Origin of the sequence: Micromonospora lupini str. Lupac 08 (genome assembly GCF_000297395.2) — a bacterium.
Taxonomy (GTDB): Bacteria; Actinomycetota; Actinomycetes; order Mycobacteriales; family Micromonosporaceae; genus Micromonospora; species Micromonospora lupini.
Genome location: NZ_HF570108.1, coordinates 6,634,468 through 6,659,624, shown reverse-complemented (window position 1 = coordinate 6,659,624; position 25,157 = coordinate 6,634,468). Strand labels below are relative to the sequence as shown.

Below are 25,157 nucleotides of genomic sequence, written 5' to 3'. Positions count from 1 at the left end.
ATGCCCCGGTACGAGTTCCGCTGCCGCGCCTGCGGCGACACTTTCGAGGTCAACCGCCCGATGGCGGAGGCCGGCGCGCCGGCCACCTGCCCGCAGGGCCATATCGACACGGTCAAGCTGCTCTCGGCGGTGTCGGTCACCGGTCGGGGCGCTGGTGGCGCGCAAGCTCCCGCTGGCGGCGGTGGCTGCTGCGGCGGCGCCTGCGGCTGCTGAGCCGGGCGTATCGGCGGCCGGCCGGTGGGCCGGCCTTGCCGGGAACGGGTTCGAGTGGCACCTTGAGGCGGCACGTGCCCGGCCGTTCTCACGATGCGTGACCGCTCGGAGTCAGGCAGCATGAACCCGACGTCACGGGCGGAGGTTTCACGCATGTCGCCACGGATCCAGCTCCCGAGCGGTTGGGTGACCTTCGTGTTCACCGACATCGAGGGCTCGACCCGGTTGGCCCAACTGCTCGGCGCGGACTATCGCCCGGTGCTCGCCGAGCACCGCCGGTTGCTGCGCCGCACCCTGGCCGCCACCGGTGGCGCGGAGCTGCTGACCGAGGGCGACTCGTTCTTTCTGGCCTTCGACGACGCGGCGGCGGCCCTGACCGCCTGCCTGACCGCCCAGCGGGCGTTGGCGAGCCACGACTGGCCCACCGCGGAGGCCGCGCCCCGGGTGCGGATGGGCCTGCACACGGGTTACGCCGAGCCTCGCGACGGGGAGTACGCGAGCCCCGAGGTGCACCGGGCCGCCCGGGTGGCGGCGGCCGCGCACGGCGGGCAGGTGCTCTGTTCGGCGTCCACTGTTCGCCGGGCCGATCCGCTGCCCCCGGGCGCCACCCTGCTCGACCTGGGCCTGCACCGGCTGCGTGGCTTCGACGACCGGGAGCGGTTGTTCCAACTGGTCGCGCCCGGCCTGGAGCGACAGTTCCCCCGCCCCCGTACCGCCGACGCGGTGGCGCACAACCTGCCGACCCAGGTGACCTCGTTCGTCGGGCGGCAGGTCGAGCGCGCCGAGCTGGGCCGGTTGGTGGAGCAGCACCGCCTGGTCACCGTGCTGGGCGCGGGCGGCGCGGGGAAGACCCGGCTCGCCGTGGAGTTGGCCGGTGGTGTGGTCGAGGCGTACCCGGACGGGGTGTGGTTCGTCGACATCGCCGCGGTGACCGACCCGGGGTTGGTGGCGTTCGCCATCGCCGCGGTGCTCGGGCTGCGGCCCGAGCCGGGCCGCCCGATGCTGGACACCCTCGTCGAGTACGCGGCCGCCCGCCGGATGCTTGTCGTGCTGGACACCTGCGACACGCAACCGGCAGCATGCGGCGAGGTCATCTCGCGGCTGCTCTCCGGCGGGGGCGGCGTGCGGGTGCTGGCGACCAGCCGCGAGTCGTTCAGCCTGCCCGGCGAGGTGGTGTGGCGGATCCCGCCGCTCTCGGTCGATCCCCGCCCGGACGGCGTGGAGAGCGACGCGGTCGCGCTGTTGCTGGACCGCACGGCCGCGGCCCGGGGCGGTCGGCGGCCCGACCCGTCCGAGTCGGCCGACCTGCGCCGGGTGGTGCAGCGGCTGGACGGGCTGCCTCTCGCCATCGAATTGGCGGCCGCCCGGCTGCGGGTGCTCTCCGTGGGTCAGCTCGCCGAACGGTTGGACGACGTCCTCGGCACGCTTGACGCCGGCCGGGAGGATCCGGATCCGCCGCCCGTGGAGCGGGGCTGGTCCGGCAACCAGCAGGACACCGTGGACCTGGTGGCCGCGGCGATCGGGACGCCGCCACCCACCCCGGCGAGCAGGGCCGTGCAGCGCTCGGCCACCGAACGGCACCTGACCATGCAGGCGACGGTCACCTGGTCGTACCGCACGTTGGGGCCGCGGGCGGCGCGGCTGTTGCGCTGGTTGGCGGTCTTCGCGGGGCCGGTGGATCTGCCGACGGTGGAGTGGCTGCTGGGTGACGATCCGCTGGATCCACTGTCGGTGCTCGTGGACAAGTCGATGGTGCTGGCCGAGCCGCGGGCCGCCGGCAGTTCGTACCGGATGCTCGATCCGATCCGGGCGTACGCGGCGCGGCGGCTGGCCGAGGCGGGTGAGGAGCAGGCAGCCCGGGACCGGCACGTGGCCTGGTCGGCGCACGCGTTGGAGCGGGCGCACCTGGGCCCGGACGGCCGACCGGTGACGTTGTCGCTCTACACCCTCGACCCGCTGGCCGACGAGCTGCGGGCCGCGCTGCGGTGGTGCGCCACGGGCGGCAGCGCCCGTGCCGGTCTCCGTCTGACCGGTGGACTGGACCAGTGGTGGCGTGAGCGCGGGCTGGCCCGGGAGGGTCGGCTCTGGTTGTTCCGGTTGTACGGGCGGATCGCCGAGACCGGCGAGCGGATCCCGGACGCGGAGCTGGCGGCGGCGTACCACATGCACTCGCTGCACGCCGGCGCCGACGGCGAGTTCGCGGAGGAGTTGCGCTACTCGCAGCGGGCGGAGGCGGCCGCCCGACAGGCGGGTGACGCCGGGCTGCTGGCCCGGGTGCTCGCCGGCCGGGCTGCGCCGTTGGTGGACATGGGCCAGTTCTTCGAGGCCGAGCGGGTCTGTCGGGAGGTCATCGACTGGGCGCACGGGCAGGACGTGGTGGGCGAGGCGCTGTTCGCGGTGTTCAGCCTGGCCGAGCTGCTGTGGCGGCGCGGCGCGCTCGACGAGGCGGCGGAACTGCTGGGGGCGGCGCGTCCGGTGGAGGCCGCCCGGCCGGTCGAGCGGGGCCGACGTTCGGTGGACATGCTGCTCGGGATGGTCGCGCTGGCCCGGGGCGACGTGATCGCCGCGCACGAGCACCTGCTGGTGGCGCTGCGCTCGCGAATGGGTCACGGCTACCACGGCCGGGCCTGCGACACGCTCAACGCGATAGCGGTGCGCTGCGCTCTCGGTGGGGACCGGTTGACCGCCGCGCGGCTATTCGGGGCGGCGCAGTCCACCCGGGCGAGCATGCGAGCGACACCGGGCATCTACGGCGGCTACTGGGCCGACCAGCAGGCGGAGCTGCGGTCGATGGCGGGTGACGCGGCGTTCGACGACGCGTACGGGGAGGGCGCCGAGATGGGCCTGGACGAGGCCGTGGCGCTGGCGCTCGACGTGGAACACCCGGACCTGGCAGCGGATTCGACCCGCTTCAGCACCGACCTGTCCCAACAACACACCCGACCCCCCGCCCACCCCGCCCACCCCGCGAGCCGAACGGAACGCGCCTGACCTCTCGCCGTTGATCATGAAGTTATTGCCGCGACACGCCGGGCGGACGGGCAATAACTTCATGATCACCGCGTGGGGGGTGGGGTGGGGTGGGGTGGGGTTAGCGGGCGTTTGCTTCGGCTTCGGCCTTCATTCGGGCGGCGCGGTCGATGTCGGCCTGTTGCACCGCCGCCACCGAGCCGAAGATGTGGACCGCCTGGTAGTACGTCCAGGCCAGGCTGTAGCAGGCCGGGCGGACCACCGTGTTGTACGTGACGCAGACCCGCTTCAGGTCGGCGTAGAAGGCGTTGTCCAGGCGGGCCTTGTTGGCCGAGAACTGACCGGCCGCCTTGTAGTTGCGGTAGCCGAAGTCGTGCCGGTAGCAGCCCAGGTTGAAGGTGAACCCGAGCGGATTGTCCGGGCTGGACGAGCAGTAGTCGGTGGACCAGTCGAAGGCGTACTCGGCCCAGGGGGACCGGTTGACGCGGGCGCTGTTCCACGAGCTGTAGCTGGACGCGCTGGTCTGGGTCCAGCTCGACAGCACGGACAGTTTCTGTGCGGGGGTGACGGCGGCGGCGGGGGAGGCGACGGTGAGGGTGGCGAGCAGCGCGAGCGCGCCCGAGGCGAACAGGGTGGCGAGACGTCGGGGCACGGGTGACCTCCGCGGGGTGAGCGGTGGGACGGAAGTTACCGGCGGGTCACCGGATGTCGACAAGTTTCGATCAAGGGATCGACCAGCCGGAATGCGTCTCGCCAACTATTGGTGACATGTGTCGAAACAGGCGAATGCCCCGGGCGTACGAAACGCCCGGGGCACGCGGATGAACGGGTCAGCGCCTGACGAACGCCGGCGGGCTGGCCGGGCTCTCGTTGGCGGTACGGTCCAGCGCGGTCACCTGGTAGGTGTAGCGCCGCCCGGGCTCGGCCGACGTGTCCACCCAGGACTGGACGCCGCCGGGGGTGGCCCGGACGGTGTCGACCAGGTGCGTGGCGTCCGCCGTCGCGCACCGCGCGGGCAGCGTGGTGCCGTCGAACCGGTAGATCGCGTACGACGTGGCAGTGCCCAGCGGGCCCACGCCGTCGGCGGGCTGGCGCCAGGTCAGCCGTACTCCGTCGGCCTGTCGGGCTGCCCTGGTGACCACCGGGAGGAGCAGTGGCTTGGCCGGCAGGTGCGGCATGGCCGGCACGAGGGCCGGGCGGGAGTAGTGCTCGGCCGCGTAGATGTCGGTGGCGCCGAGCCGGTTGGCCCGCACCTGGACGGCCGAGAAGTGCACGTTGCCCTGCACCTCGGGGTACGACCGGTTGAGCGTCAGGTGGTCGGACAGCTCACGCGGGTTCTGCCAGTACGGCCCGTACGCCGGGTCGCCGCTCTTGTAGTCGGCCTGGCCGATGTAGAGCTGGACACGGGTGCCGCGCACGGTCTCGGCCCACCACGGGACCAGCCGCGCGTAGTCGGCCGCCGGGTACTGGCCGATGTACCAGTAGAGCTGCGGCACCACGTAGTCGATCCACTCCTGCTTGATCCACTTGCGGGTGTCGGCGGAGATGATGTCGTACGACTGGCTGCCGGTGGTGTCCGAGCCGAGCGGGTCGGCGGTCTTGTTGCGCCAGATGCCGAACGGGCTGACCCCGAACTTCACCCACGGCTTCGCCGCCTTGATCTTGCCGTTCATCTCCTGGATCAGCAGGTTGATGTTGTCCCGCCGCCAGTCCGCCCGGTCCGTGAAGCCCCTGTTGTACGCGGCGAAGGTGGCGTCGTCGGGCACCTGCCAGGTGCCGCTGGGGTAGGGGTAGAAGTAGTCGTCGAAGTGCACGCCGTCGATGTCGTACCGCTGGACCGCGTCCATCATCGCGGTCTGGACGAACTCGCGGACCTCGGGGATGCCGGGGTTGTAGTAGAGCCGGCTGCCGGCCACGCCGGCCGGCGGATAGGCGAAGGTCCAGTCCGGGTGCTGCCGGGCCGGGTGGCCGGGGGCGAGCTGGCCGAGGTCGGCGCCGGCGCCGCCGGGGGCCGGCATGGAGACGCGGTACGGGTTGAACCAGGCGTGGAACTCCAGGTTGCGCTTGTGCGACTCGTCGACGAGGAAGGCCAGTGGGTCCCAGCCCGGGTCCTGGCCGCGCACGCCGGTCAGGTACTCCGACCACGGCTCGTACGGCGAGGGCCAGAGCGCGTCGGCGGTGGGCCGGACCTGCACCACGACGGCGTTGTGGTGCAGCCGTTCGGCGAGGTCGAGCAGTTGCCGGTACTCGGCCTGCTGGGCGGCGACCCGGTCCGGGCTGGTCTGGGACGCCTTGCTGGGCCAGTCGATGTTGACCACCGACGAGATCCACATCGCCCGGAACTGTCGTTTCGGCACGGCCGGGTCGGTGACGCAGGTGGTGGTGGCGGCATCGGTCGCGGCGCTCGCGGGGTTGGCGGGGGCGGCGGCGACAAGCGTGCCGAGCAGGGCTGCGACCAGCCCGGCCGCTCCGAGTCGAGGTGCCTTCATGCGGTGTGTCCCTTCGTTGGGGCTCCCGGTGCGCAGGGGCGACAGGGATCGGCAAGATTCGCCGCTGCCTATCTGCGCCTAGAAGGAAATTTTCATACTCCGGGTCCTCGCCGCAAGGGTCTCGCGCCAGATCGGTGCGACAGTCGGTTACCGGGTCGATCGTCTGATTGCTACCCGTGACCGGCCTCGCACAGCTCGTCATCGGGCCAGCACGATTGGGGGAACCCGCCGCTGGGTAGCAACCCCGATCGCCGGCCGCTGCGGTGGTGGCCGCACGGTGGGGAGGGGTGAGCGCATGTCCGTGCTGCGAACCAAACCGATCAAGGACGTCATAGCCCAGGGCGACGCCGACGGCACCGACGGCCGGCTCGGGCTCAAGCGGCGGCTCGGCGCCATCGACCTCACCGGCTTCGGCATCGGCATCGTGATCGGCACCGGCATCTTCACGCTCACCGGCATCGAGGCCCGCGACAGCGCCGGTCCGGGCGTGGTGATCTCCTTCGCCATCGCCGGCGTGGTCGCCCTGCTCGCCGCACTCTGCTACGCCGAGCTGGCCTCCAGCGTGCCGACCGCCGGCAGCGCCTACACCTACGCGTACGCCACGATGGGCGAGATCGTCGCCTGGATCATCGGATGGGACCTGCTGCTGGAGTTCGCGCTCGGCGCGGCGGTGGTGGCCCGCGGCTGGTCCGGCTACCTCGCCGAGCTGCTCGACCTGCCGACCCGGTGGTTCGGTGAGGAGGGCAGCACCGTCAACATCGGCGCGATCGCCATCGTGCTGATCCTGGGCATCGTGGGGATCATCGGCATCCGGGAGTCCGCCCGGGTCACCAACCTGCTGGTGCTGGTCAAGGTGGCGATCTGCGTGTTCGTGGTGGTCGCCGGCCTGTTCTTCGTCAAGGCGGCGAACCTCAGCCCGTTCATCCCGGCGGCCGAGCCCGCCGGCAGCGGTGACGACGGCATCAAGCAGCCTGTCACGCAGGCGCTCTTCGGGTTGGAGCCGTCGGTCTTCGGCTTCGTCGGGGTGCTCAGTGCCGCCGCCGTGGTCTTCTTCGCGTACACCGGCTTCGAGGCCGTGGCCAACCTGGGCGAGGAGACGCGCAAGCCCAAGCGGGACCTCACGCTGGGTCTGCTCGGCACGTTGCTGATCTCCACAGTGCTCTACATCGGCGTCTCCCTGGTGGTCGTCGGCATGGTGCCGTACACCGAGATCGACCGTGGCGCCCCCATCGCGTCGGCGTTCGAGTCGGTGGGCGCCGGCTGGGCGGCGACGCTCGTCTCCATCGCCGCCGTCGCGGGCCTGACAAGCGTCATCCTGGTCGACCTGGTGGCGATGGGCCGGATCGGCTTCGCCATCGCCCGGGACGGGCTGATCCCACCCGCGATCGCGGCCGTGCACCCGCGTTGGGGCACCCCGTACCGGATCTCGGCGATCATGACGGTGGCGGTCGCGCTGCTGGCCGGCTTCCTGCCGCTCTCCGCGCTCGCCGACCTGGTCAGCATCGGCGCGCTCTGCGCGTTCGTGCTGGTGTCGATCGCGGTGCCGATCCTGCGCCGCAAGCGTCCGGACCTGGAGCGGCCGTTCCGGGTGCCGTTCTCCCCGGTGCTGCCGATCGTCTCGGCGCTCGCCTGCTTCTACCTGATGCTCAACCTGTCGGTGGAGACCTGGCTGCGGTTCCTGGCCTGGATGCTGCTCGGCGGGATCATCTACTTCGGCTACGGCTACCGCCGCAACCGGCTGGCTCGGCACGAACCGGCGGTCGCCCCGGCGCCCCGCGAGTCGAGCGCCTGACCGACGTGCGGAGGGGCCGAACGCCCCTCCGCACGCTCAGCTCAGGGGCGGGACTGCGGCTCGCCGGTCGGGCCCTTCACGACCGGCTTGCCGTCGACCCAGGTCACCTCGTCGAGCCACACCTGACGGCCCGGGTCCGTGCTGCCCTCCTGGCCCGGAGGCCAGGCGTGGTACAGCAGCCAGGTGCGCCCGTCCTTGACCACCATCGAGGCGTGGCCCGGCCCGGAGGCGGCCGCGTTGCTCTTCAGGATCGGGTTCTCGGCCGCCTTCACGCACGGCCCGGACGGGCTCTCGCAGACCGCGTAGCCCTCCGCGTACTCGGCCCGGTCGTAGGCGTTGGCGGCGAAGAACAGGAGCAGCCGACCGTCCTGGCGGTGGAAGAACGGCCCCTCGATCAGGGTGCCCTCCCACGGCTCGGTCTGCCTGAGCAGCTTCGTCGGCTCACCGACGAGGGTCAGGCCGTCGTCGGCGAGGCGCTGCGACCAGAGCCAGGTGTCCACCCCGATCGCGTTGCCGTCGTTCTTCCACAGCAGCCAGAGGCTGCCGTCGGTGTCCCGGAACGGGCTGGCGTCGATCGCCCCGCCCAGGTCGGCCTGGCAGATCAGCGGACCGGCCGCGTCGTCTCGGTACGGCCCCTGCGGCGCGCCGGCCACCGCCCGCCCGACGCACTGCCGACCGGACTCCCGGCCCGCGACCGTGTAGTAGAGCAGGAAGCGGTCCGGTGCGAGCTGGATGGCCTCCGGCGCCCAGGTCTTACCGGGGTCCGCCCAGTCCGGCAGCGCCGGCAGGGCGTCCCCGGCCTCGGTCCAGTCGACCAGGTCCGTCGAGGTCAGCACCGGGACGTTGCGGCCGCCGGAGTTGGTGTGGAACAGGTACCAGGTGTCGCCCACTTGGATCGCCTGCGGGTCCGGGGCGTCGGTGCGTACGACCGGGTTGGTGAACATGCTGGAGTCGCTCCCGCTGCTCGTGGGGGTGGGTTCGCTGTCGCCGGTGCAGCCCGGAACGAGCAGCGCGGCGGCGAGAGTGACCGCCGCCGCGCCGACCCGCCGGGGGAACGCCCGCGTCATCCCTTCAGACCGCTGCGGGAGACGCCCTGGATGATGTGCCGCTGCGCCAGCACGAACAGGATCAGCACCGGCAGGCTCGCCAGCACCGCGCCCGCCATGATCACCGGGTAGTCGGTGACGTACGAGCCCTGGAGCAGGCCCAGGCCCGGCGGCAGCGTCAACTTCTCCGGGCTGAACAGCACGAAGATCGGCCACAGGAAGTCGTTCCAGTTGGTCAGGAACGACAGCACGGCCAGGGTGGCCAGCGCCGGCTTGGACAGCGGCAGCACCACCTTGTAGAAGATCTGCCACTGGTTGGCGCCGTCGAGGGTGGCGGCCTCCTCCAGCTCGTTGGGCAGCGAGAGGAAGAACTGCCGCAGGAAGAACACCCCGAACGCGCTTGCCGCGCCGGGCACCACCACCACGGCCAGGGTGTCGATCCAGTTGAGCTGGTCGACGATCAGGAAGTTCGGGATGATCAGCGAGGTCGGCGGGATGAACAGCGTCCCGACGATCAAGGCGAAGGTCACCCCGCGTCCGCGGAACCGCAACCGGGCCAGGGAGTACGCGGCCATCGAGGCCGTCACCAGCACCAGCAGCGAGTGCAGCGTGGCGGCGACCATGCTGTTGAGGAACCAGCGCAGCACCGGGTTCGCCGAGTTGTTGAGGATCTGCTCGTAGCCGTACCCCGAGAGCGGGTTCGGCAGCCAGCTCGGCGGGATCTCCTGGGCGGCCGTGTAGGTCTTCAACGAGGTGATGACCATCCACACCAGCGGAACCAGGAAGACCAGGGTCAGCGCGACCAGGATGGCGTAGAGCCCGACCCGGCGCGGCCCCGATCCGGAGCCGTTGGCGGTCGGCGTGGGCGTCGTCATGGCGATCCCCTCAGTCTTCCTTGTAGCGGAAGAGGCGGAAGTTGGCGATGCTCACGACCGCCAGCAGCAGGGCGAACACGATGCTCATCGCGGCGGCGCGACCGGCGTTGTTGTTGCGCAGGCCCTCCTCGACGATGAACCACACCACCGTGCGGGTCTCCGTGCCGGGTGTCCCCTGGGTGATCAGGAACGACTGGCCGAACATGTTCGCCGAGGCGAGCACGGTCGTCGTGATCACGAAGAGCAGCACCGGCCGCAGTCCGGGCAGTGTGACGTTGCGGAACCGCTGCCACGCGCTGGCCCCGTCCATCCGGGCCGCCTCGTACAGCTCCGGTGAGATGTCCTGGAGGCCGGCCAGGTAGATCACCGCGTTGAAGCCCGAGGTCCACCAGACGGTCACCCCGACCAGGGAGATCCACGCCCACGGCATGTTTGTCACCCACGGGGTGTCCGACGGCAGCCCGACGACTCCGAGGAGCCGGTTGACCAGGCCCAGGTTGGCGTCGAGCAGGAACCGCCAGAGCAGGCCGATCACCGCCACGCCCAGCACGTACGGGGCGAAGTAGATCGCCCGGAAGAAGGTGCGGCCCGGGAACGAGCGGTTCAACAACAGCGCCAGCCCGAGCGGTACGACCACCAGCAGCGGCACCGACAGCGCCGTGAAGATCGCGGTGGCCCGGACGCTCTGCCACCAGTCGCCGTAGACCGCCGAGTCGCTGGAGAACAGTTGCTTGTAGTTGTCCAGCCCGACGAAGGGTCGGTTGGGCAGCTGGAAGTCCCACTGATGCACGCTCAGCCAGAGGCCGAGGATGATCGGCAGCAGGCCGAAGACCCCGAACAGCACCAGGTACGGGGCGAGGAACAGGTATGGCGTCGCCCGGCCGGTCCGGCGCGCCGAGGCGCCCCGGCGGCGGGCTGCGTTGGCCGCCGGGGGCGGCGCGTCACCGCGCGCCGCCCCGACCTCGATCACGTCCGCCACGGGTTATCAGCTCCCGTACTTCTTGCGGTTGTCCTCAAGCTGCCGGTTGGCCTTGGACACGCCGTCGTCGAGCGCCTGCTTGGGCGTCTTCTTGCCCAGCGCGGCCTCGTTGAACGAGTTGTAGAAGGTCGTCATGACCTCGCCCAGACCCGGCGCCGCCGGCGGGAAGGCCGCGTACTCCAGCTCGGGGGCGAGCGACGAGATCTCCGGCAGCGCCTTGAACTCGGCGCCCTCACGGACCTCCTTGCGGGCCGGGATCTGCCCGCCCTTGGCCCAGTCCAGCGAGTGCTGGCTCAGCCAGTTGATGAAGACCTTCGCCCCGGAGACCTTGTTGGCGTCGTTGGCCCGCTGCTTCACGATCGTGAAGTTGTGCGAGTTGGCCCAGGCCGCCGGCTTGCTGCCGATCTGCGGGAGCGGGGCGACGCCCCACTGGACCTCGGGGCTCTTCTTGAGGTCGTTGATCTGCCAGATGCCGTTCCAGGTGAAGGCGTTCTTGCCGCTCTTGAACGACAGGTAGTCGGCGTCCTGGCCGACGTTGGCCGGCGAGTAGCCCTGCTTGATCATGTCGACCAGCCAGGTGCACGCCTCGATCGCCGGGTCGGAGTTGAACGTCGCCTTGGCCACCTCGGCGTCGAAGAGGGTGGCGCCCCACTGGTTGAGCAGGGAGTAGAAGGTCATACCGCCGGTGAACTGGAACGGGCTGACCCAGAAGCCCTGCACACCGGCCTTCTTCAGCTCGACCAGGGCCGACGTGTACTCGTCCTTCGTCGTCGGCGGCTTGTTCGGGTCGAGGCCGGCCTTCTGCATGACGGCCTTGTTGTAGTAGAAGCCCAGCGGGTGCATGTCCAGCGGGATGCCGTACCGCTTGTTGTTGTAGATCCCGCCCTTCCAGACGGTCGGGGCGAAGTCGCCCTCGGAGAGCTCCAGGTTCTTGGCCACGTCGTCCAGCTCGGTGATCACGCCGCGGGCGGCGAAGGTGGCGAGCTGGTCCATGTGCATGACCGCGATGTCCGGGCCGTTGCCGCTGGAGGCCGCACCGGGGAGCTTGTTGTAGTAGTCCTCCCACTGGTACGTGGCCACCGACACCGCGATGTTCTTGTGCTCGGTGTTGAACTGGTTGACGAGCGCCTTGAAGATGTCGCCGTCGCCGCCGGTGAACCCGTTCCACAGCTTCAGGTCGACCTTCGGGCCGGTGTACTCCTTGCCGCCGTTACCGGCGGCCGGCCCGGAGGTGCTGTCGCCACCGCCGCAGCCGGCGAGGGTCAGCGAGGCCGCGGCACCGATTCCGAGACCGAGGCCGAGCAGGCGCCGCCGGCTCATGTCGTTCTGGATCATGCTTTATCTCTCCTTGGAGGGGGACGGGATGAATTGTGCCTGCAGAACCGGTACGACATCAGACGCCGGTCGGGCCGAAGCGCAGCACGCTCCACGACACGGCGGGCAGGCGCACGGTGCACCGGCCGCCGTCGGGGGTGGGGGTGGGCAGTTCCCGCGGCGTCACCCGGTCGGGCTCGGCCTCGGTGTTCGTCGCCGACGGGTCAGACCCGGCAGCGATGCTCTGGAATGACAGACCGGACATACCCGGCAAGCCGCGCAGGTCCAGGTCGAGGGGGAGGTCCTCGGAGCCGCGGTTGACCGCGAAGACGGTCAGCTCGCCGGTCTCCTCGTCGTGCACGGCGACCGTGTCGAGCACCGGCACGTCCCCGTACCTCTTCGTGTCGTAGCGCGGCGACACCGGCTCGGTGCGCAGCACGGTGCCCCGGGCGTAGCGGGCGGTCAGCGCGAACGGGTGGAAGATGCTCTGCCGCCAGGCGGGGCCGCCGTTGCGGGTGCGGATGGGCGCGATCACGTTTGCCAACTGGGCCTGGGCGGCCACCCCGACCCGGTCGGCGTGCCGGAGCAGGGTGATCAGCAGGTCGCCGACCACCACCGCGTCCACAGCCGTGAAGTCGTCCTCGATCAGCGCGGGCGCCTCGACCCAGCCGCGCCGGTCCAGGTCGGCCTGGAGGCGGGACTCGTACCAGACGTTCCACTCGTCGAACGAGATCTTCAGCTTGCGCTTCTGCCGCTGCTTGGCGGCCACGTGGTCGGCGGTCGCCACGACCTCGGTGATGAAGTTGTCCATGTCCACGGCCGAGGCCAGGATGCTGGCCTGGTCACCGTCGGACGGGTCGTAGTAGGTGTGCGCCGAGATGTAGTCGACGTGTTCGTAGGTGTGCTCCAGCACCGTCGCCTCCCACGCGGCGAACGTGGGCATCCGCCGGTTGGAGCTGCCGCAGGCGACCAGGCTGATCGACGGGTCGATCATCTTCATCGCGCGCGCCGCCTCGGCGGCCAGCCGCCCGTACTCGTCGGCGGTCTTGTGGCCGACCTGCCACGGGCCGTCCATCTCGTTGCCCAGGCACCACAGCTGTACGCCGTACGGGTCCTCGGCGCCGTGCTTGCGCCGCAGGTCGGACAGCGCCGTCCCGCCCGGGTGGTTCGCGTACTCCAGCAGGTCGAGCGCCTCCTGGACACCCCGGGTGCCCAGGTTGACGGCCATCATCGGCTCGACACCGGCCTCGGCGGCCCAGGTCATGAACTCGTCCAGGCCGAAGGCGTTGGTCTCGATCGTCTTCCACGCCAGGTCGAGCCGGCGCGGCCGGTCGCCGACCGGGCCCACGCCGTCCTCCCAGCGGTAGCCGGAGACGAAGTTGCCGCCCGGGTAGCGGACCACCGAGACGCCCAGCTCGCGGGTCAGCTCCAGCACGTCGCGGCGCAGGCCGCGGGAGTCGGCGTTGGGGTGGCCGGGCTCGTAGATGCCGCCGTAGACGCACCGCCCCATGTGCTCGACGAACGAGCCGAAGAGACGTCGGTCGGCCGGCCCGATCGAGAAGGCCGGGTCGATCGTCAGCTGCGCGGTCCGCAAGGGATGTCACCTTTCCTCGGTGCTGGAAACCGGGTGACCGCAGTCACCGCCCACCCGGCGTCCCTCGTTTCTACAACGTTGTAGGCAACGTTGTAAAGAGCTGGTGACGAGGTATGGTGCGCTGGGTTACATCGGGGAGGTTGCGGCGTGCGACACAGGCTCAAGGACGTGGCCGAACGGGCGGGCGTCTCGGTGAAGACCGTCTCGAACGTGGTGAACGGGTACGTGCACGTACGTCCGGACACCCGGGCCCGGGTCGAGGAGGCCATCGCCGAGCTGAACTACCGGCCCAACCTCTCCGCCCGCCACCTGCGCAAGGGACGTACCGGGGTGATCGCCCTGGCGGTGCCGGAACTGGACATCCCGTACTTCGCCGAACTCGCCCGCTACGTGGTCACCGCCGCCGCCGACTACGGCTGGACGGTTCTCATCGACCAGACCGGCGGCCGGCGCGAGCAGGAACGGGTGGTCGCCTCCGGCATCACCGACCACCTGATCGACGGGCTGATCTTCAGCCCGCTGGCGCTCACCGCCGAGGACCTGGCCGGCCTGGACGGCACCCCGATGGTGCTGCTCGGCGAGCGGGTCGACCACGGCCCGGCCGACCGCGTGGTGATCGACAACGTGACCGCCGCCCGCGAGATCACCGATCACCTGATCCAGCTCGGCCACCGCCGGATCGCGGCCATCGGCTCGCAGCGCACCGACGAGGGCGCGAGCGCCCGACTGCGCCTGGCCGGCTACGCCGAGGCACTCCGCGCCGCCGGCCTGACCTACGACGAAGCCCTGGTGGCGCCCGCACCGGCCTGGCACCGCGCCGACGGCGCGGCCGCGATGCGCGGCCTGCTCACCACGGGGGTACGCCCCGACGCCGTCTTCTGCTTCAACGACACGCTCGCCCTGGGTGCCCTGCGCGCCCTGCACGAGGCCGGCCTGCGGGTGCCGGAGGACGTGGCGGTGGTCGGCTTCGACGACATCGAGGACGGCCGGTTCTCGATCCCGACCCTGAGCACTGTCGCCCCGGACAAGGAGCGGATCGCAAAACTGGCGGTGGAGCTCCTCGCCAACCGCCTGGACGGCGACCGCGCCGCCCCGGCGAAGGAACTCAAGGCCCCCCACCACCTGGAACTACGCGAATCGACCCAAACGTCCCTAGGGCCTGTTTCATAAGGACTGGCCGGCCTGCGGCGGAGTCCGGACGACGACCGGCGGCGTTGCGGTGTCGTCCGGATACAACACCGGTATCCGGACGACACCGCGCCTTGCCGGATCGCCGCCCGGACTCCGCCTCGGCTCGACCGCCCTTATGAAACAGGCCCTAGTCGAAGAAGCGGGCCAGGTGGGTGGGGGGTGCTGGGGCCGCATCGGGTGGGAGGGGGGTCAGGTCGGCGAAGATGGAGGCGCCGTCGCAGCCCGCGTGCAGCGGGTACCACCGCGGGGTGCCCGGCGGGCGGAGCTGACAGATCCCCTTGAACGTCTGCACGTCCATCAGCCGGACGTGGGTCGGGTCGGCCACCGCGTTGACATGCCCCCACCAGGGGCTCATGACATGGAGTACGCCGCCCGGGCGCAGCACCCGGTGACACTCGTCCACCAGGGGCAGGAAGTCGATCAGGTGCTCCAGGATGTGCACCGCGAACAGGACGTCCACCGAGTTGTCGGCAAGCGGTAGCGAGCCGGAGAGGTCCGCCACCGCGTCCACTCCCGGCGCGGGGAAGATGTCCAGCCCGAGGTTTCCGGACCACTGCTTGGTCGGCCCGCAGCCGAGGTCCACCACCACCGGCTCCCGCCCCCCGACGCCGACCCGGCACCAGACGCCGTAGACGCCGGCCAGCCGTCCCACCAGGTCGCGTACCAGCCGGAGTTCCCCGGGCTCGGCCACCTCGCCGCTGAGGTGGGCGACCCCCCGGTCGAAGCGCACCTCGACCGCCAGGCCGCGCAGTCGGTCGTCGTGCCGGACCTGGTCCGCCCACGCCTGCGCGAGGGATTCGTCGATCAACCGCAGCCGGTCGGCCGAGGGCGGAGTCTGTGCCAAAGCGACCATTCGGGCCACCTCCCGCCGCGCGTTACCCCTAATCCCGCCCGGTATGCCGCGTTCAGGGAGCGAGTCGGGATCAACCCGAGAGGGTACGGCGGCCCGGTCGGCCTCCGCCGCGCATCCGCTGCCGGGGCGGGGGAGCGGCGGGCTTCGGCCGCTTGAGGTGGTAGCGGTGCAGTTCGTTGTTGCCGGGCAGGGACGGGTCCTCGCTCATCGCGACCAACTCCCAGCCCTGGTCACCGGCCCGGTTCAGGTGGGCCAGCGCGGTGTCGCCGTACGGCGTCACGTCGACCATCGAGCCGTCCGGGCCGTACCAGACGAAGACGACCTCCCAGCCGAGGTCGTTGGTCGCCGCCTGGCGGCGGCGGACCAGCAGGGCGTACTCCCACTTGAGCATGGCGTCATTCTCACCCCGCGCCGCCCTGTGGGCACGGATCAATCCTCGGCGATCCGCCCGGCGTCGACCCGCAGCCGACGGTTCGTCTCGATGGCGGCCAGCATCCGCCGGTCGTGGGTGACCAGCAGCAGCGTGCCGGGGTAGCTGGCCAGTGCCGATTCGAGCTGCTCGATCGCGGGCAGGTCCAGGTGGTTGGTGGGCTCGTCGAGCACCAGCAGGTTGACGCCGCGACCCTGGAGCAGGGCCAGCGCCGCGCGGGTCCGCTCGCCGGGGGACAGGGTGGCCGCCGGCCGTGGGACGTGCGCCGCACGCAGCCCGAACTTGGCCAGCAGGGTCCGCGCGTCCGCCGGCGACATGTGGGGTACGGCCGCGTGGAACGCGTCGATCAGCGGCGCGTCGCCGAGGAACAGCCCCCGGGCCTGGTCCACCTCGCCGACCACCACGCCCGGCCCGAGCGAGGCGGTGCCGGAGTCCAGCGGCAGCCGCCCGAGCAGCGCGGCCAGCAGGGTGGACTTGCCCGAACCGTTCGCCCCGGTCACCGCGACCCGGTCCGCCCAGTCGATCTGGAGGTCGACCGGCCCGAGGGTGAACCCTCCCCGGCGTACCACCGCGGAGCGCAGCGTGGCCACGACGGCGCCGGCGCGGGGCGCGGCCGCGATCTCCATCCGCAGCTCCCACTCCTTGCGGGGCTCCTCGACCACGTCGAGCCGTTCGATCAGCCGTTCCGTCTGCTTGGCCTTGGCGGCCTGCTTCTCGCTCGACTCGCTGCGGAACTTGCGGCCGATCTTGTCGTTGTCGGTGGCCTTGCGGCGGGCGTTCTTCACGCCCTTCTCCATCCAGCCGCGCTGAGTGCGGGCCCGCGCCTCCAGGCCGGCCTTGGTGTCGGCGTACTCCTCGAAGTCCGCGCGGGCGTGCCGCCGCGCGACCTCGCGCTCCTCCAGGTAGGCCGCGTAGCCGCCGCCGAAGTGATTGACCTGCTGCTGCGCCAGGTCCAGCTCCAGCACCCGGGTCACCGTGCGGGTGAGGAACTCCCGATCGTGGCTGACCAGCACCGTGCCGGCCCGCAACCCGGTGACGAACTCCTCCAGCCGCTCCAGGCCGGCCAGGTCCAGGTCGTTCGTCGGCTCGTCGAGCAGGAACACGTCGTACCGGCTGAGCAGCAGCGACGCGAGCCCGGCGCGGGCGGCCTGGCCGCCGGAGAGCCCGGTCGTCGGGTGGTCCAGGTCGACCGCGAGCCCCAGGTCCGCGCTCACCTGCTCGGCGCGCTCGTCCAGGTCCGCGCCGCCGAGGGCGAGCCAGCGCTCCAACGCGTCGGCGTACGCGTCGTCGGCGCCCGCCGCCCCGGCGGTCAGCGCCTCGGTGGCCGCGTCCAGCGCCGCCTGCGCGGCGGTCACCCCGGTCCGGCGGGCCAGGAAGTCGCGTACCGTCTCGCCCGGTCGCCGTTCCGGCTCCTGCGGCAGGTGTCCGACGCTCGCGGTGGGCGGGCTGAGTCGCACGCTGCCGGCCTCGACCGGCAACAACCCGGCGAGGGTACGCAGCAGCGTCGACTTGCCGGCCCCGTTCGGCCCGACCAGGCCGACCACGTCGCCCGGGGCGACGACCAGGTTCAGCCCGGAGAAGAGTGGGCGGTCCCCGTGCCCGGCGGCCAGGTCCTTGACGATCATCGTGGCGCTCATCAGGACGGCAGCCTATCCGGCTGCTCGCATAAGAGCCGACGGCAGCGGGCAGACTCAACGGCGTGGTGACCACTCTGGCGATCGACTGCGGTGGCGGCGGCATCAAGGCGTCGGTCCTCGACGAGGCCGGCACGATGCGGGCCCGGCCGCTGCGGGTGCCGACCCCGTACCCGCTGCCTCCCGCCCTGTTCGTCCGGACCCTGCGGGAGCTGGGTGGGCGGCTGCCGACGGCGGACCGGTTGACGGTTGGCGTGCCCGGCATGATCCGGCACGGGGTGGTGGTGGCCACCCCGCACTACGTCACCCGCAGCGGGCCCCGCTCCCGCGTCGACCCGGACCTGCAGGCCGAGTGGTCCGGCTGGGACGCGCGGGGCGCGCTGGCCGACGCGTTCGGGGTGCCCGCGCTGGTGCTCAACGACGCCGAGGTGCACGGTGCGGGGGTGGTCGCCGGCACCGGCTGCGAGCTGGTGTTGACCCTGGGGACGGGGCTGGGCAGCGCCCTCTTCGACGGCGGGGTGCTCGCACCGCACCTGGAGCTGTCGCACGCGCCGGTCCGCTGGGGCACGACCTACGACACGTACGTGGGTGAGCCGGAACGTCGGCGGCTCGGCGACGCCTTCTGGTCCCGGCGGATCCGGCAGGTGGTGGACGGGCTGCGCCCGGTGTTCCGGTGGGACCGGCTCTACCTGGGCGGGGGCAACTCCCGGCTGATCCGGCCGGAGCAGCTGGCCCGGATGGGCGACGACGTGGTGGTGGTGCCGAACACGGCCGGGATCGTCGGCGGCGTCCGCGCCTGGGAGCTGGCCGCCGGCCGCCGGGACGCCCGCACCTGACCCCAATTCGACCCGGGGAACAGTCGCCAAACGCCGAGCGTTGTGCCAGCGTCGGAACAGGTGACGGCGCGACCCGAGGAGGTGGGCAGATGGATCTTCTGGCGGACTACCGGCGGGCGACCATGTTCTTCGAGACCGGTGACCCGAGCGGAGCGGCCCGACTGCTGGAGCCGATCGTGGACGCCGAACCCGGCAACGCGGCTGCCCGGCAGTTGCTGGCCCGGGCGTACTTCCAGTCGGCCCAGCTCAACCGGGCCGAGGAGCACCTTCGCGAGCTTGTCGAACGGGACCCGAGCGACCACTACGCGCACCACGTGCTGGGCCGGACGCTGGAGCGGCTGAACCGGCACACCGACGCGCTGCGGCACCTGCGGATCGCCGCGGCGATGTACGCGGCCAACGACGACTACCGGATCGCGCTGCAGCGGGTCGAGACCCGTGTGGGCGGCACGCGCTGAGCGCGGACCGGTGACGGAGCACGGGGCGGCCCTTCGGGGCCGCCCCTTCGTCGTCGGAGCGGCCGGCCTGCCGGGCATGCCTAGGATGGCGGTCATGGGACCTGACCGGCCGGGGGCTGCGGCATGAAGCTCAAGCTGGACCTGCACGAGATCTTCAACAAGGGGCAGGACATCGACCGCGCGCTGCGCGGGATCATGGACGAGGCGGTGGCGAAGAAGGCCACCCTCGTGGAGATCATCCCGGGCAAGGGGTCGGGTCAGCTCAAGAAGCGGGTGCTGCGGTTCCTCGACCAGAAGGACGTCAAGCAGCTCTACCACCGCGTGGAGAAGGACTCGAAGAACTTCGGCCGCCTCTTCGTGCACTTTCGCTGGAAGTAGCGCCGGCGCAGCCTGACTCAATCGGATTCCTGAGGTGGGATGCCTGAGCCTTCCCTGGTGGCTCGGACGATCCGCATCGCGGCCTGGGCGGGAGTCAGGTGCGTGGTGTCGACGACCTCGGCCTCGGCATGCAGCCATGTCCGGGCCGCCTCGGCGTAGGGCTTGAGGTACTGGAGGCGGAACGGGGAGGGAACGGGGTGTTCCCCCTCGATACGCCCGCGGAGGGTGTCTTCGTCGGCGTGAAGGACGAAGTGCCGTACCGGGATGGCATGGTGGGCAAGGCCCGTGCTGATCTCGCGCCAGTACTGCTCGACCAGGACGGTCATGGGCATCACCAGGGTGCCGCCGGTGTAGTCGAGCACACGACGGGCGGTCTCGACGACGAGTTGCCGCCACGGCGGCCAGTGCTGGAAGTTGTCCGTGGCGGGTAGCCCGGGTGTGATGTCCATGAGTGTCTCGCCGACCTTCTCGGCGTCGAACACCCGTGAATCCGGTATCAGCTGCTGCACGAGCGCGCTTGTCGTCGTCTTGCCCACGCCGTGGGTGCCGTTGAGCCATACGATCACGGGACACGGTAACGCGCACCTTTGATCGACTACGCCCCTCGTTGGGATCGATAGATCATCTCAGCACATCCACGACAGTCGGCCTGGGCGCCTCGGTCGCCCTGATTGCAGTCGGCGCCGTCCGAGTGCCCGGGGGTCCACTCAAACTCGGGCAGAGAACGAACCATCGCCGCCAGGACGCCATGCGGGAGGTGAAGGCCGCCCAGGTCGCTGATCCCGACCCAGGCAATGTCGTCGTGCTCGTCGGGTGCCCGGTTGGTGGGAGAGCCAACCCACGCTCCGACTTGCCAGACGCCCACGTGAAGGGCGACCCCACCACTGTCGGTATGCAGGACGCCCAGCCGGGAAGCGGACTCCGCCACGATGTGCACACCGAGCTCCTCGTGCATCTCACGCGCGAGGGCCTGCAGTTCCGACTCGCCCGTTTCGACCAGCCCCCCGGGCAGGTCCCAGACATCGGGGTACGCCCGTTTGGTCGGCCTGCGATGTGCCAGCAGGACCGCGTCGTTGTCGACGAGTGCGCCTGCGACCACGACATGCATGACGGAAGTAGAGCACCGGGGTGGGACAGGCCGCCGCACGGCATCATCGGCAGACGTCGGGGGTACGAACCGTCGATGCGCTTACATCCCGGTGAGACCGAAGCCGTTGGCTGGCGAGTGGTGACCGTGTTCGACGCCGTCCGGCAGCTACGCGACGCATCACCGGATGTCACCGGACGCCCGCGGGTGATCGCGATCGACGGCCGGGGTGGCGCAGGTAAGACGACCCTGGCGGAGAGGCTGCGCAGGGCGGAGCCCAACTCCGTCGTCGTGCACACCGACGACGTCGCCTGGAACCACGCCTGTTTCGACTGGGGCGCAGTGCTCGCCGAGAACATCCTGCGACCCCTGCACCGCGGGGAGCCGGTGAACTTCCGTCCCGACGCCTGGGTCAGGCACGACCGACTTGGATCGATCACCATCCCTGCCGGCGTCGACTTCGTCTGGGTCGAGGGCACCGGCATCATCCGGGACGAACTTGACCCGTGGTTGGACGCCTCGGTGTACCTACAGGGCGATCTTGATGAGCAGGAGCGGTTGCTGATTGCTCGCGACGGCGACTCCGCCGAACAGCAGGAGCACGTGACGAACTGGCTGCGGGAGGAACTGCCCTTCATGCTGCGAGAACGACCGTGGTCCCGAGCCACCCTGATCGTCGCCGGCCCGTCGCAGATCGACCACGACCCGGACACCGAACTGGTCGTAGCGTCACCGATCAGCCTTTAGCACGCTTACTCCACATTGCATCGAGCCTGCTTCAGCGGGCCGCGCAGCCAGCGATCGGCGGCGGCGTGACTGCGGAGACGGACCACGGGAAGGTCCGGACGCCGGGCCGCCAGGGCCTCGATACGCGCGGCCGTCCGAGGATGCGTGTTCCACGCCCAGCGGACGATGTGCTCGGGATCGGTGAGCACTGTCCAGAGCGGCGGTTCGACGTTGCCGTTCCAGAGCCGCTGGCGTCGAAGGCGGCGTACGACGGTCCGCCGGACGACCTGGCGCATGACGGTGATCTTCGACAAATCCAGCCACACCACCAGGTCGGCGAGGTCGGCGAGGTGGTCGCGGACCGCGCTGTACTGCCACTCGGTCACCCAGGAGGGGCCTGCGGCGAAGAGGCGTACGTCGTCTTCGAAAGAGGGACGTCTGGTCCACGACGGTCCGTGGAAGAGGCCGTCGATCTCCACGTGCGGCGCCTGCAACGACGTGGCGATGCGGGAGGCGAGGGTCGTCTTTCCGGCGCCAGAGGTCCCGGCGACCAGTACGCGACGGGGACGGCGCGGCAGGGGATCGGCGGCGTCCAGGTGCGGCATGACGTCGAGGGTAGTTCCACCGGATCGGCGGCCCGTGTGGCTGGACGCCTCGGTACACCCGACGAGCAAGAGCGCTTGCTGGTCGCTCGTGACGGCGGCTCGCCTCGATCCTAGAATCGGGATGATGCACGATGCACCGCTGGAGGTTCGGCCAGCGCGCCTGGCGGATGTTGCGTCGTTGGTGGAGCTGCGCCTTGCCAACGCCCAGGCGCACCTTGCTCTCGACGCTGCCATCTACCGCATTCCGCAGCGTGACGCGGTAGTGCGCCACTTCGTGGCGATGCTTACCGACGACGCCGGACAGGATGGCGTCCTCGTCGCTGAGGCTCATGATGGCCGGGTCGTCGGGATGGTCGAGGTGCTGCGGCATCCCGATCCGCCCGAGCATCAGATCCTGCGTCCTGAGCCTTCGGCCCAGGTGCACACGGTTGTGCTGCCCGACGCCAGAGGACTTGGCGTGGGATCAGCGTTGCTGGCATCGGCCGAGCGCTGGGCGGCCGGCAGGGGGATCAGGTATCTGTCCGCTGGCATCTACCACCGCAACATCGATGCCGTGCGCTTCTACAGCCGGCACGGCTACGCCGACGCGGGTCTCTCCCTCGGTAAGAGCGTGGATTAGCTGCCGCGCTGTCGATGCTTCCGCGTGTGGCTACCGAATCGCGTTGAGCGCGTCCCGGAAGTCGGCGGTGGCCTGCTCGTGGGGGTAGCGCCGGTGAAGTTCGATGTCAACTTCGCCGGCGACGAGCAGTAGCGAGGGCAGGGATCGGCGAGTAGCGGAGAACGCCGCCACTCCCTGCTCGACGGCCCGATCCAGCTCGCCGGCGCGCAGGGCTGTGGCTGCGAGCGTGAGTCTGGCTTCGGCCATCCGCATGGGTGACCGCTCGATGCCGTCCGATCCGGTGCCGAGACGCAGAACCTCGTTGGCGTAGTGCTCGGCGAGAGTGTCATGTTCGGCGAGGCGGTAGGCGTCCATCGCGTAGAACAGCCATTTGCTGGGATCGACCTCGAAGTGGTTGTCGGGGCGGTCCGGTGTACCAAGGTCGTCGAGTAGCCGCCGACCTCGATCGAGCGCCGTCCGCGCCCCTTGGAGGTCGCCGAGGCGTGCCAGCGCCTTGGCTTCCTGCGCGATCAGTTGCACCCCCACCCGCTGCCGACCGGCGACCTCCTGCCCAGCTCGGGCGGCGGTCAGCGTCGCCTCGTGCCGGGACTGGGTGAGTGCGAACCAGGCCGTCATCTCCCACGCCCAGCCGGTGATGCCAGCGTGACCGGCTTCGTCACCGAGCTGGCGGGCGGCAGTGCGGGTGGCCTCGGCGCTGGCGCGCATGCCGAGGTCGTACTCGACGCAGCCGATCAGCAGTGCCAGCCAGCCCGCGCACACCAGCAGTTCGCGGTGCTGCCGTAGCCCGGTGGGTCGCTGGAGCAGTCGGGCGACCTCACGCAGCCAATCCTGACCTTCGGCGCGGAGTTCCCCGGCGTCGCGCCACCCGTACTGGCAGCACAGCTCGGTCACGGTCGCCTGCAACGTCTCGATGGTCGCGGGGGCGGTGTCGCTGGCGTACATGCGATGCAGCAGCTCGACCGTCTCCGACGGTCGGGTGTCGGTGGCGGCGGCTACATCCAGGGCGGCGCAGGCGATCAGCTCCCCGCGGGCGGCGAGGACGTCGTCGATTCGGCGGGCCAGATCCTCGCCGGGTCGGCGACGGCCGTTCTCAAGCCGGGAGAGGTGCCCCTTGTCGGCGGGCAGCAGCTCGGCGAGAGCGGCCAGGCTGAGCCCGCGCGCTTCCCGCGCTGTCCGCATTCGGACGCCGAACGTTGGCATCTCTCGCGCCTCCCGCCGGAGTTGCCGGGTTGCCGGTGCGGGTTGGCAACGCGCAACCCGTCGACCGATGTGAGCGTACCGCCGCACGGTGTATCGGACGAGCACGCGCAGTGACCGGTGGGAGGCGTGGTGGCAGTTCGGGAGCGGTTCAGAGGGATCGGCGGATGAACGGGGAGCACCTGCCACGCCGGCCGCAGTGGCACTGTCAGATGTGTGAGCCGGATACGCCCTGGCCGTGCCATCCCGCGCGGGTGCGGCTGGCCGAGGCGTACGGGCGGGACCGCATCGGCCTTTCCATGTACGTCGGTGGGCTGCTCTTCGTGGTCGTCGCCGAGCTGCCCGAGGTGACGCCGACCGAGTTGTACGAGCGGTTCGTGGCGTGGACGCGCTGACGGGCGCCATCCACCCGCGAAGAGGAACACCGCTGTCGCTGAGGGTCAGAGTGCGGCGGCGCCGAGAACCCAGGGCGTGGTCTGGGCGATGAAGTCAGCCGGGAAGCCGAGGTCGAAGCCGGTTGCCGCTTCCAGGCGCGTCACCAGTTCTGGCGGCAGCGTGACCGCCGTGCAGCCCAGGTTGTCCCGTAGTTGGTCGAGGGTCCGCGCGCCGATGATCGGCAGCACGCCGTTGCGTCGGCGGGTCCAGGCGAGAGCGACCTGAGCAGGGGTGACGCCCAGCTCGCCAGCGACGTCCTGTACGACCCGGGCCACACCGAGGTCCCGGTCGCTGATCGCGTCCCGGTTCAGGCGCGTCCTCTCGCCTGGCGCGGCGCTGCCGTACTTGCCGGACAGCACACCGCCGCCGAGCGGGCTCCAGGCGGTCACCGTCAGGCCGTACGCCTCGGCCATCGGCATCAGCTCCCGTTCGGCGTCACGGTTGATCAGGCTGTAGGGCACCTGGAGGCCGGCGAACGGAGTCCAGCCGCGCCACTCGGCCAGCGTGTTCGCGCGGGAGACGACCCAGGCCGGTGTGTCCGACACGCCGATGTAGAGAACCTTTCCGGCGGTGACCGCGTCGTCGAGCGCCCGCATTGTTTCGTCGATAGGTGTGTGCCGGTCCCAGATGTGCACCCAGTAGATGTCGATGTGGTCGGTGCGCAGCCGGCGCAGGCTGGTTTCCAGCGACAACCTGAGGTTCTTGCGATGGTTGCCGCCGCCGTTGGGGTCGGCCGGGTCCCGGGTCACCGTGTACTTCGTGGCCACGACGAACCGGTCGCGCCTGCCGACCAGCAGCTCGCCGAGGATCTCCTCGCTGGCGCCGCCGCGGTAGTTGATGGCGGTGTCGACGGCATTCCCGCCGGCCTCGGCGTAGGCGTCGAGGATGCGCCGGCACTCCTCGATCGGCGCGCCGACGCCCCCCTGTTCGCCGAACGTCATGGCACCGAGCACCAGCTCGGACATCCGCAGGCCGGTGCGCCCGAAGGTCGTGTACCTCATGCGAACATCGCCGCCACGTGCTCGGCCATCTCGTCGGCGGGGACGTCGCGCAGGTGGCGGTTGACGGCCCAGCGGTGCCCGGACGGGTCGAGGAACTGTGCGGTGCGGTCGCCCCAGAACGCGTCGTGCGGCGGCTCGAACGCGGTGGCCCCGGCGGCGATCGCGCGGTCGTAGGCGGCGTCGACGTCGGAGACCGGCAGATGGAAGGCGGCCGGGCTGCCGCCCAGAGCCGCCGGCGTACGGAGGCCGCGGTCCGGCCACTCGCCCGCCACGGCGAGCACGGTGTCGCCCACCCGCAGCTCCACGGTGAGCGGACGGCCGTCAGGCAGCGGAACGCGACTGACCTCCTGAGCGCCGAGCACCTCGGCATACCAGTCGGCCGCAGTGGCGGGATCGTTCACCACGAGATGGACAGCGATCTGTGTCATGGGCCGA

25 protein-coding genes and 1 pseudogene are annotated in these 25,157 nt (G+C 70.8%); 10 read left to right on the top strand and 16 right to left on the bottom strand.

From position 1 onward, the window contains the following. Window positions 1-213 (top strand): FmdB family zinc ribbon protein, encoded by a 213-nt coding sequence (locus MILUP08_RS31595; protein ID WP_007465559.1) that lies wholly within the window; start codon window positions 1-3, stop codon window positions 211-213. A 153-nt stretch (window positions 214-366) separates the two neighbouring features. Then, complete coding sequence (locus tag MILUP08_RS31590) at window positions 367-3,204, top strand: ATP-binding protein (RefSeq protein WP_007465557.1); 2,838 nt, start codon at window positions 367-369, stop codon at window positions 3,202-3,204. A gap of 100 nt (window positions 3,205-3,304) precedes the next feature. On the opposite strand, the gene MILUP08_RS31585 is transcribed toward MILUP08_RS31590, so the two are convergent. Together MILUP08_RS31585 and MILUP08_RS31580 are read right to left on the bottom strand one after the other, a co-directional pair. Continuing rightward, window positions 3,305-3,835: a phospholipase gene (locus MILUP08_RS31585; RefSeq protein WP_007465555.1), complete on the bottom strand. Its 531-nt coding sequence runs from the start codon at window positions 3,833-3,835 to the stop codon at window positions 3,305-3,307. A gap of 178 nt (window positions 3,836-4,013) precedes the next feature. After that, the gene (locus MILUP08_RS31580) at window positions 4,014-5,672 is read right to left on the bottom strand and encodes a glycoside hydrolase family 10-like protein (protein WP_007465553.1); all 1,659 of its coding nucleotides are present in this window, start codon (window positions 5,670-5,672) and stop codon (window positions 4,014-4,016) included. 295 nt (window positions 5,673-5,967) lie between these two features. On the opposite strand from MILUP08_RS31580, the gene MILUP08_RS31575 reads away from it, so the two are divergent. Next, the gene (locus tag MILUP08_RS31575; RefSeq protein WP_007465551.1) at window positions 5,968-7,464 is read left to right on the top strand and encodes an amino acid permease; all 1,497 of its coding nucleotides are present in this window, start codon (window positions 5,968-5,970) and stop codon (window positions 7,462-7,464) included. Between the two features lie 41 nt (window positions 7,465-7,505). On the opposite strand, the gene MILUP08_RS31570 is transcribed toward MILUP08_RS31575, so the two are convergent. The 5 genes from MILUP08_RS31570 to arfA are packed head-to-tail and all read right to left on the bottom strand — an operon-like array spanning window position 7,506 to window position 13,272. Further along, window positions 7,506-8,531, bottom strand: a complete 1,026-nt coding sequence (locus MILUP08_RS31570; RefSeq protein ID WP_007465548.1) for a glycoside hydrolase family 43 protein — start codon at window positions 8,529-8,531, stop codon at window positions 7,506-7,508. Continuing rightward, window positions 8,528-9,385 carry a carbohydrate ABC transporter permease gene (locus tag MILUP08_RS31565; protein WP_007465545.1) on the bottom strand — a complete coding sequence of 286 codons (858 nt, stop codon included), beginning with the start codon at window positions 9,383-9,385 and terminating at the stop codon, window positions 8,528-8,530. The genes MILUP08_RS31570 and MILUP08_RS31565 overlap by 4 nt, the downstream gene beginning before the upstream one ends. A gap of 10 nt (window positions 9,386-9,395) precedes the next feature. Then, window positions 9,396-10,364 (bottom strand): carbohydrate ABC transporter permease, encoded by a 969-nt coding sequence (locus tag MILUP08_RS31560; RefSeq protein WP_007465543.1) that lies wholly within the window; start codon window positions 10,362-10,364, stop codon window positions 9,396-9,398. A 6-nt stretch (window positions 10,365-10,370) separates the two neighbouring features. Then, window positions 10,371-11,699 (bottom strand): ABC transporter substrate-binding protein, encoded by a 1,329-nt coding sequence (locus MILUP08_RS31555; protein WP_007465540.1) that lies wholly within the window; start codon window positions 11,697-11,699, stop codon window positions 10,371-10,373. Window positions 11,700-11,757: 58 nt separating this feature from the next. Then, on the bottom strand, window positions 11,758-13,272 hold the full coding sequence (arfA, locus tag MILUP08_RS31550; RefSeq protein WP_007465538.1) for an arabinosylfuranosidase ArfA: 1,515 nt from the start codon (window positions 13,270-13,272) through the stop codon (window positions 11,758-11,760). 147 nt (window positions 13,273-13,419) lie between these two features. Between arfA and MILUP08_RS31545 the strand changes: the two genes are divergently transcribed. Beyond that, window positions 13,420-14,442, top strand: a complete 1,023-nt coding sequence (locus tag MILUP08_RS31545; protein ID WP_007465535.1) for a LacI family DNA-binding transcriptional regulator — start codon at window positions 13,420-13,422, stop codon at window positions 14,440-14,442. Window positions 14,443-14,590: 148 nt separating this feature from the next. Here MILUP08_RS31545 and MILUP08_RS31540 read toward each other — a convergent pair whose 3' ends face one another. From MILUP08_RS31540 to MILUP08_RS31530, 3 genes and pseudogenes are all read right to left on the bottom strand, one after another. Then, window positions 14,591-15,316, bottom strand: coding sequence for a methyltransferase domain-containing protein (locus MILUP08_RS31540; RefSeq protein WP_007465533.1), 726 nt, complete (start codon window positions 15,314-15,316; stop codon window positions 14,591-14,593). Window positions 15,317-15,461: 145 nt separating this feature from the next. Beyond that, a pseudogene (locus tag MILUP08_RS31535) lies at window positions 15,462-15,707 on the bottom strand (hypothetical protein); the annotation flags it as partial. A 38-nt stretch (window positions 15,708-15,745) separates the two neighbouring features. Then, window positions 15,746-17,383, bottom strand: a complete 1,638-nt coding sequence (locus MILUP08_RS31530) for an ABC-F family ATP-binding cassette domain-containing protein (RefSeq protein ID WP_007465529.1) — start codon at window positions 17,381-17,383, stop codon at window positions 15,746-15,748. A gap of 62 nt (window positions 17,384-17,445) precedes the next feature. On the opposite strand from MILUP08_RS31530, the gene MILUP08_RS31525 reads away from it, so the two are divergent. From MILUP08_RS31525 to MILUP08_RS31515, 3 genes are all read left to right on the top strand, one after another. After that, complete coding sequence (locus MILUP08_RS31525; protein WP_007465527.1) at window positions 17,446-18,216, top strand: ROK family protein; 771 nt, start codon at window positions 17,446-17,448, stop codon at window positions 18,214-18,216. Window positions 18,217-18,305: 89 nt separating this feature from the next. Next, a complete protein-coding gene (locus MILUP08_RS31520) occupies window positions 18,306-18,674 on the top strand; it encodes a tetratricopeptide repeat protein (protein WP_007465525.1) in 369 nt (122 codons plus the stop codon). 123 nt (window positions 18,675-18,797) lie between these two features. Beyond that, the gene (locus MILUP08_RS31515; protein WP_007465523.1) at window positions 18,798-19,052 is read left to right on the top strand and encodes a Smr/MutS family protein; all 255 of its coding nucleotides are present in this window, start codon (window positions 18,798-18,800) and stop codon (window positions 19,050-19,052) included. Window positions 19,053-19,069: 17 nt separating this feature from the next. Here the strand turns inward: MILUP08_RS31515 and MILUP08_RS31510 are convergent, their stop codons facing one another. Together MILUP08_RS31510 and MILUP08_RS31505 are read right to left on the bottom strand one after the other, a co-directional pair. Continuing rightward, complete coding sequence (locus MILUP08_RS31510) at window positions 19,070-19,618, bottom strand: AAA family ATPase (protein ID WP_007465521.1); 549 nt, start codon at window positions 19,616-19,618, stop codon at window positions 19,070-19,072. Window positions 19,619-19,647: 29 nt separating this feature from the next. After that, window positions 19,648-20,160 carry an NUDIX domain-containing protein gene (locus MILUP08_RS31505; RefSeq protein ID WP_007465519.1) on the bottom strand — a complete coding sequence of 171 codons (513 nt, stop codon included), beginning with the start codon at window positions 20,158-20,160 and terminating at the stop codon, window positions 19,648-19,650. On the opposite strand from MILUP08_RS31505, the gene MILUP08_RS31500 reads away from it, so the two are divergent. Further along, on the top strand, window positions 20,155-20,886 hold the full coding sequence (locus MILUP08_RS31500; protein ID WP_237747213.1) for a uridine kinase family protein: 732 nt from the start codon (window positions 20,155-20,157) through the stop codon (window positions 20,884-20,886). The genes MILUP08_RS31505 and MILUP08_RS31500 overlap by 6 nt on opposite strands. A gap of 5 nt (window positions 20,887-20,891) precedes the next feature. Here the strand turns inward: MILUP08_RS31500 and MILUP08_RS31495 are convergent, their stop codons facing one another. Further along, window positions 20,892-21,470: a P-loop NTPase family protein gene (locus MILUP08_RS31495; RefSeq protein WP_007465515.1), complete on the bottom strand. Its 579-nt coding sequence runs from the start codon at window positions 21,468-21,470 to the stop codon at window positions 20,892-20,894. A 124-nt stretch (window positions 21,471-21,594) separates the two neighbouring features. On the opposite strand from MILUP08_RS31495, the gene MILUP08_RS31490 reads away from it, so the two are divergent. Beyond that, window positions 21,595-22,089 (top strand): GNAT family N-acetyltransferase, encoded by a 495-nt coding sequence (locus MILUP08_RS31490; protein ID WP_007465513.1) that lies wholly within the window; start codon window positions 21,595-21,597, stop codon window positions 22,087-22,089. Window positions 22,090-22,119: 30 nt separating this feature from the next. Here MILUP08_RS31490 and MILUP08_RS31485 read toward each other — a convergent pair whose 3' ends face one another. Next, window positions 22,120-23,268 carry an NsdA family TPR-like regulatory protein gene (locus tag MILUP08_RS31485; RefSeq protein WP_237747212.1) on the bottom strand — a complete coding sequence of 383 codons (1,149 nt, stop codon included), beginning with the start codon at window positions 23,266-23,268 and terminating at the stop codon, window positions 22,120-22,122. Window positions 23,269-23,453: 185 nt separating this feature from the next. On the opposite strand from MILUP08_RS31485, the gene MILUP08_RS31480 reads away from it, so the two are divergent. Then, window positions 23,454-23,681 (top strand): hypothetical protein, encoded by a 228-nt coding sequence (locus MILUP08_RS31480; RefSeq protein ID WP_007465510.1) that lies wholly within the window; start codon window positions 23,454-23,456, stop codon window positions 23,679-23,681. 45 nt (window positions 23,682-23,726) lie between these two features. Here MILUP08_RS31480 and MILUP08_RS31475 read toward each other — a convergent pair whose 3' ends face one another. Further along, window positions 23,727-24,722, bottom strand: coding sequence for an aldo/keto reductase (locus tag MILUP08_RS31475; RefSeq protein WP_007465508.1), 996 nt, complete (start codon window positions 24,720-24,722; stop codon window positions 23,727-23,729). Next, window positions 24,719-25,150 carry a VOC family protein gene (locus MILUP08_RS31470; protein WP_007465506.1) on the bottom strand — a complete coding sequence of 144 codons (432 nt, stop codon included), beginning with the start codon at window positions 25,148-25,150 and terminating at the stop codon, window positions 24,719-24,721. Before MILUP08_RS31470 ends, MILUP08_RS31475 begins: the two co-directional genes overlap by 4 nt. Between the last annotated feature and the right edge of the window lie 7 nt (window positions 25,151-25,157).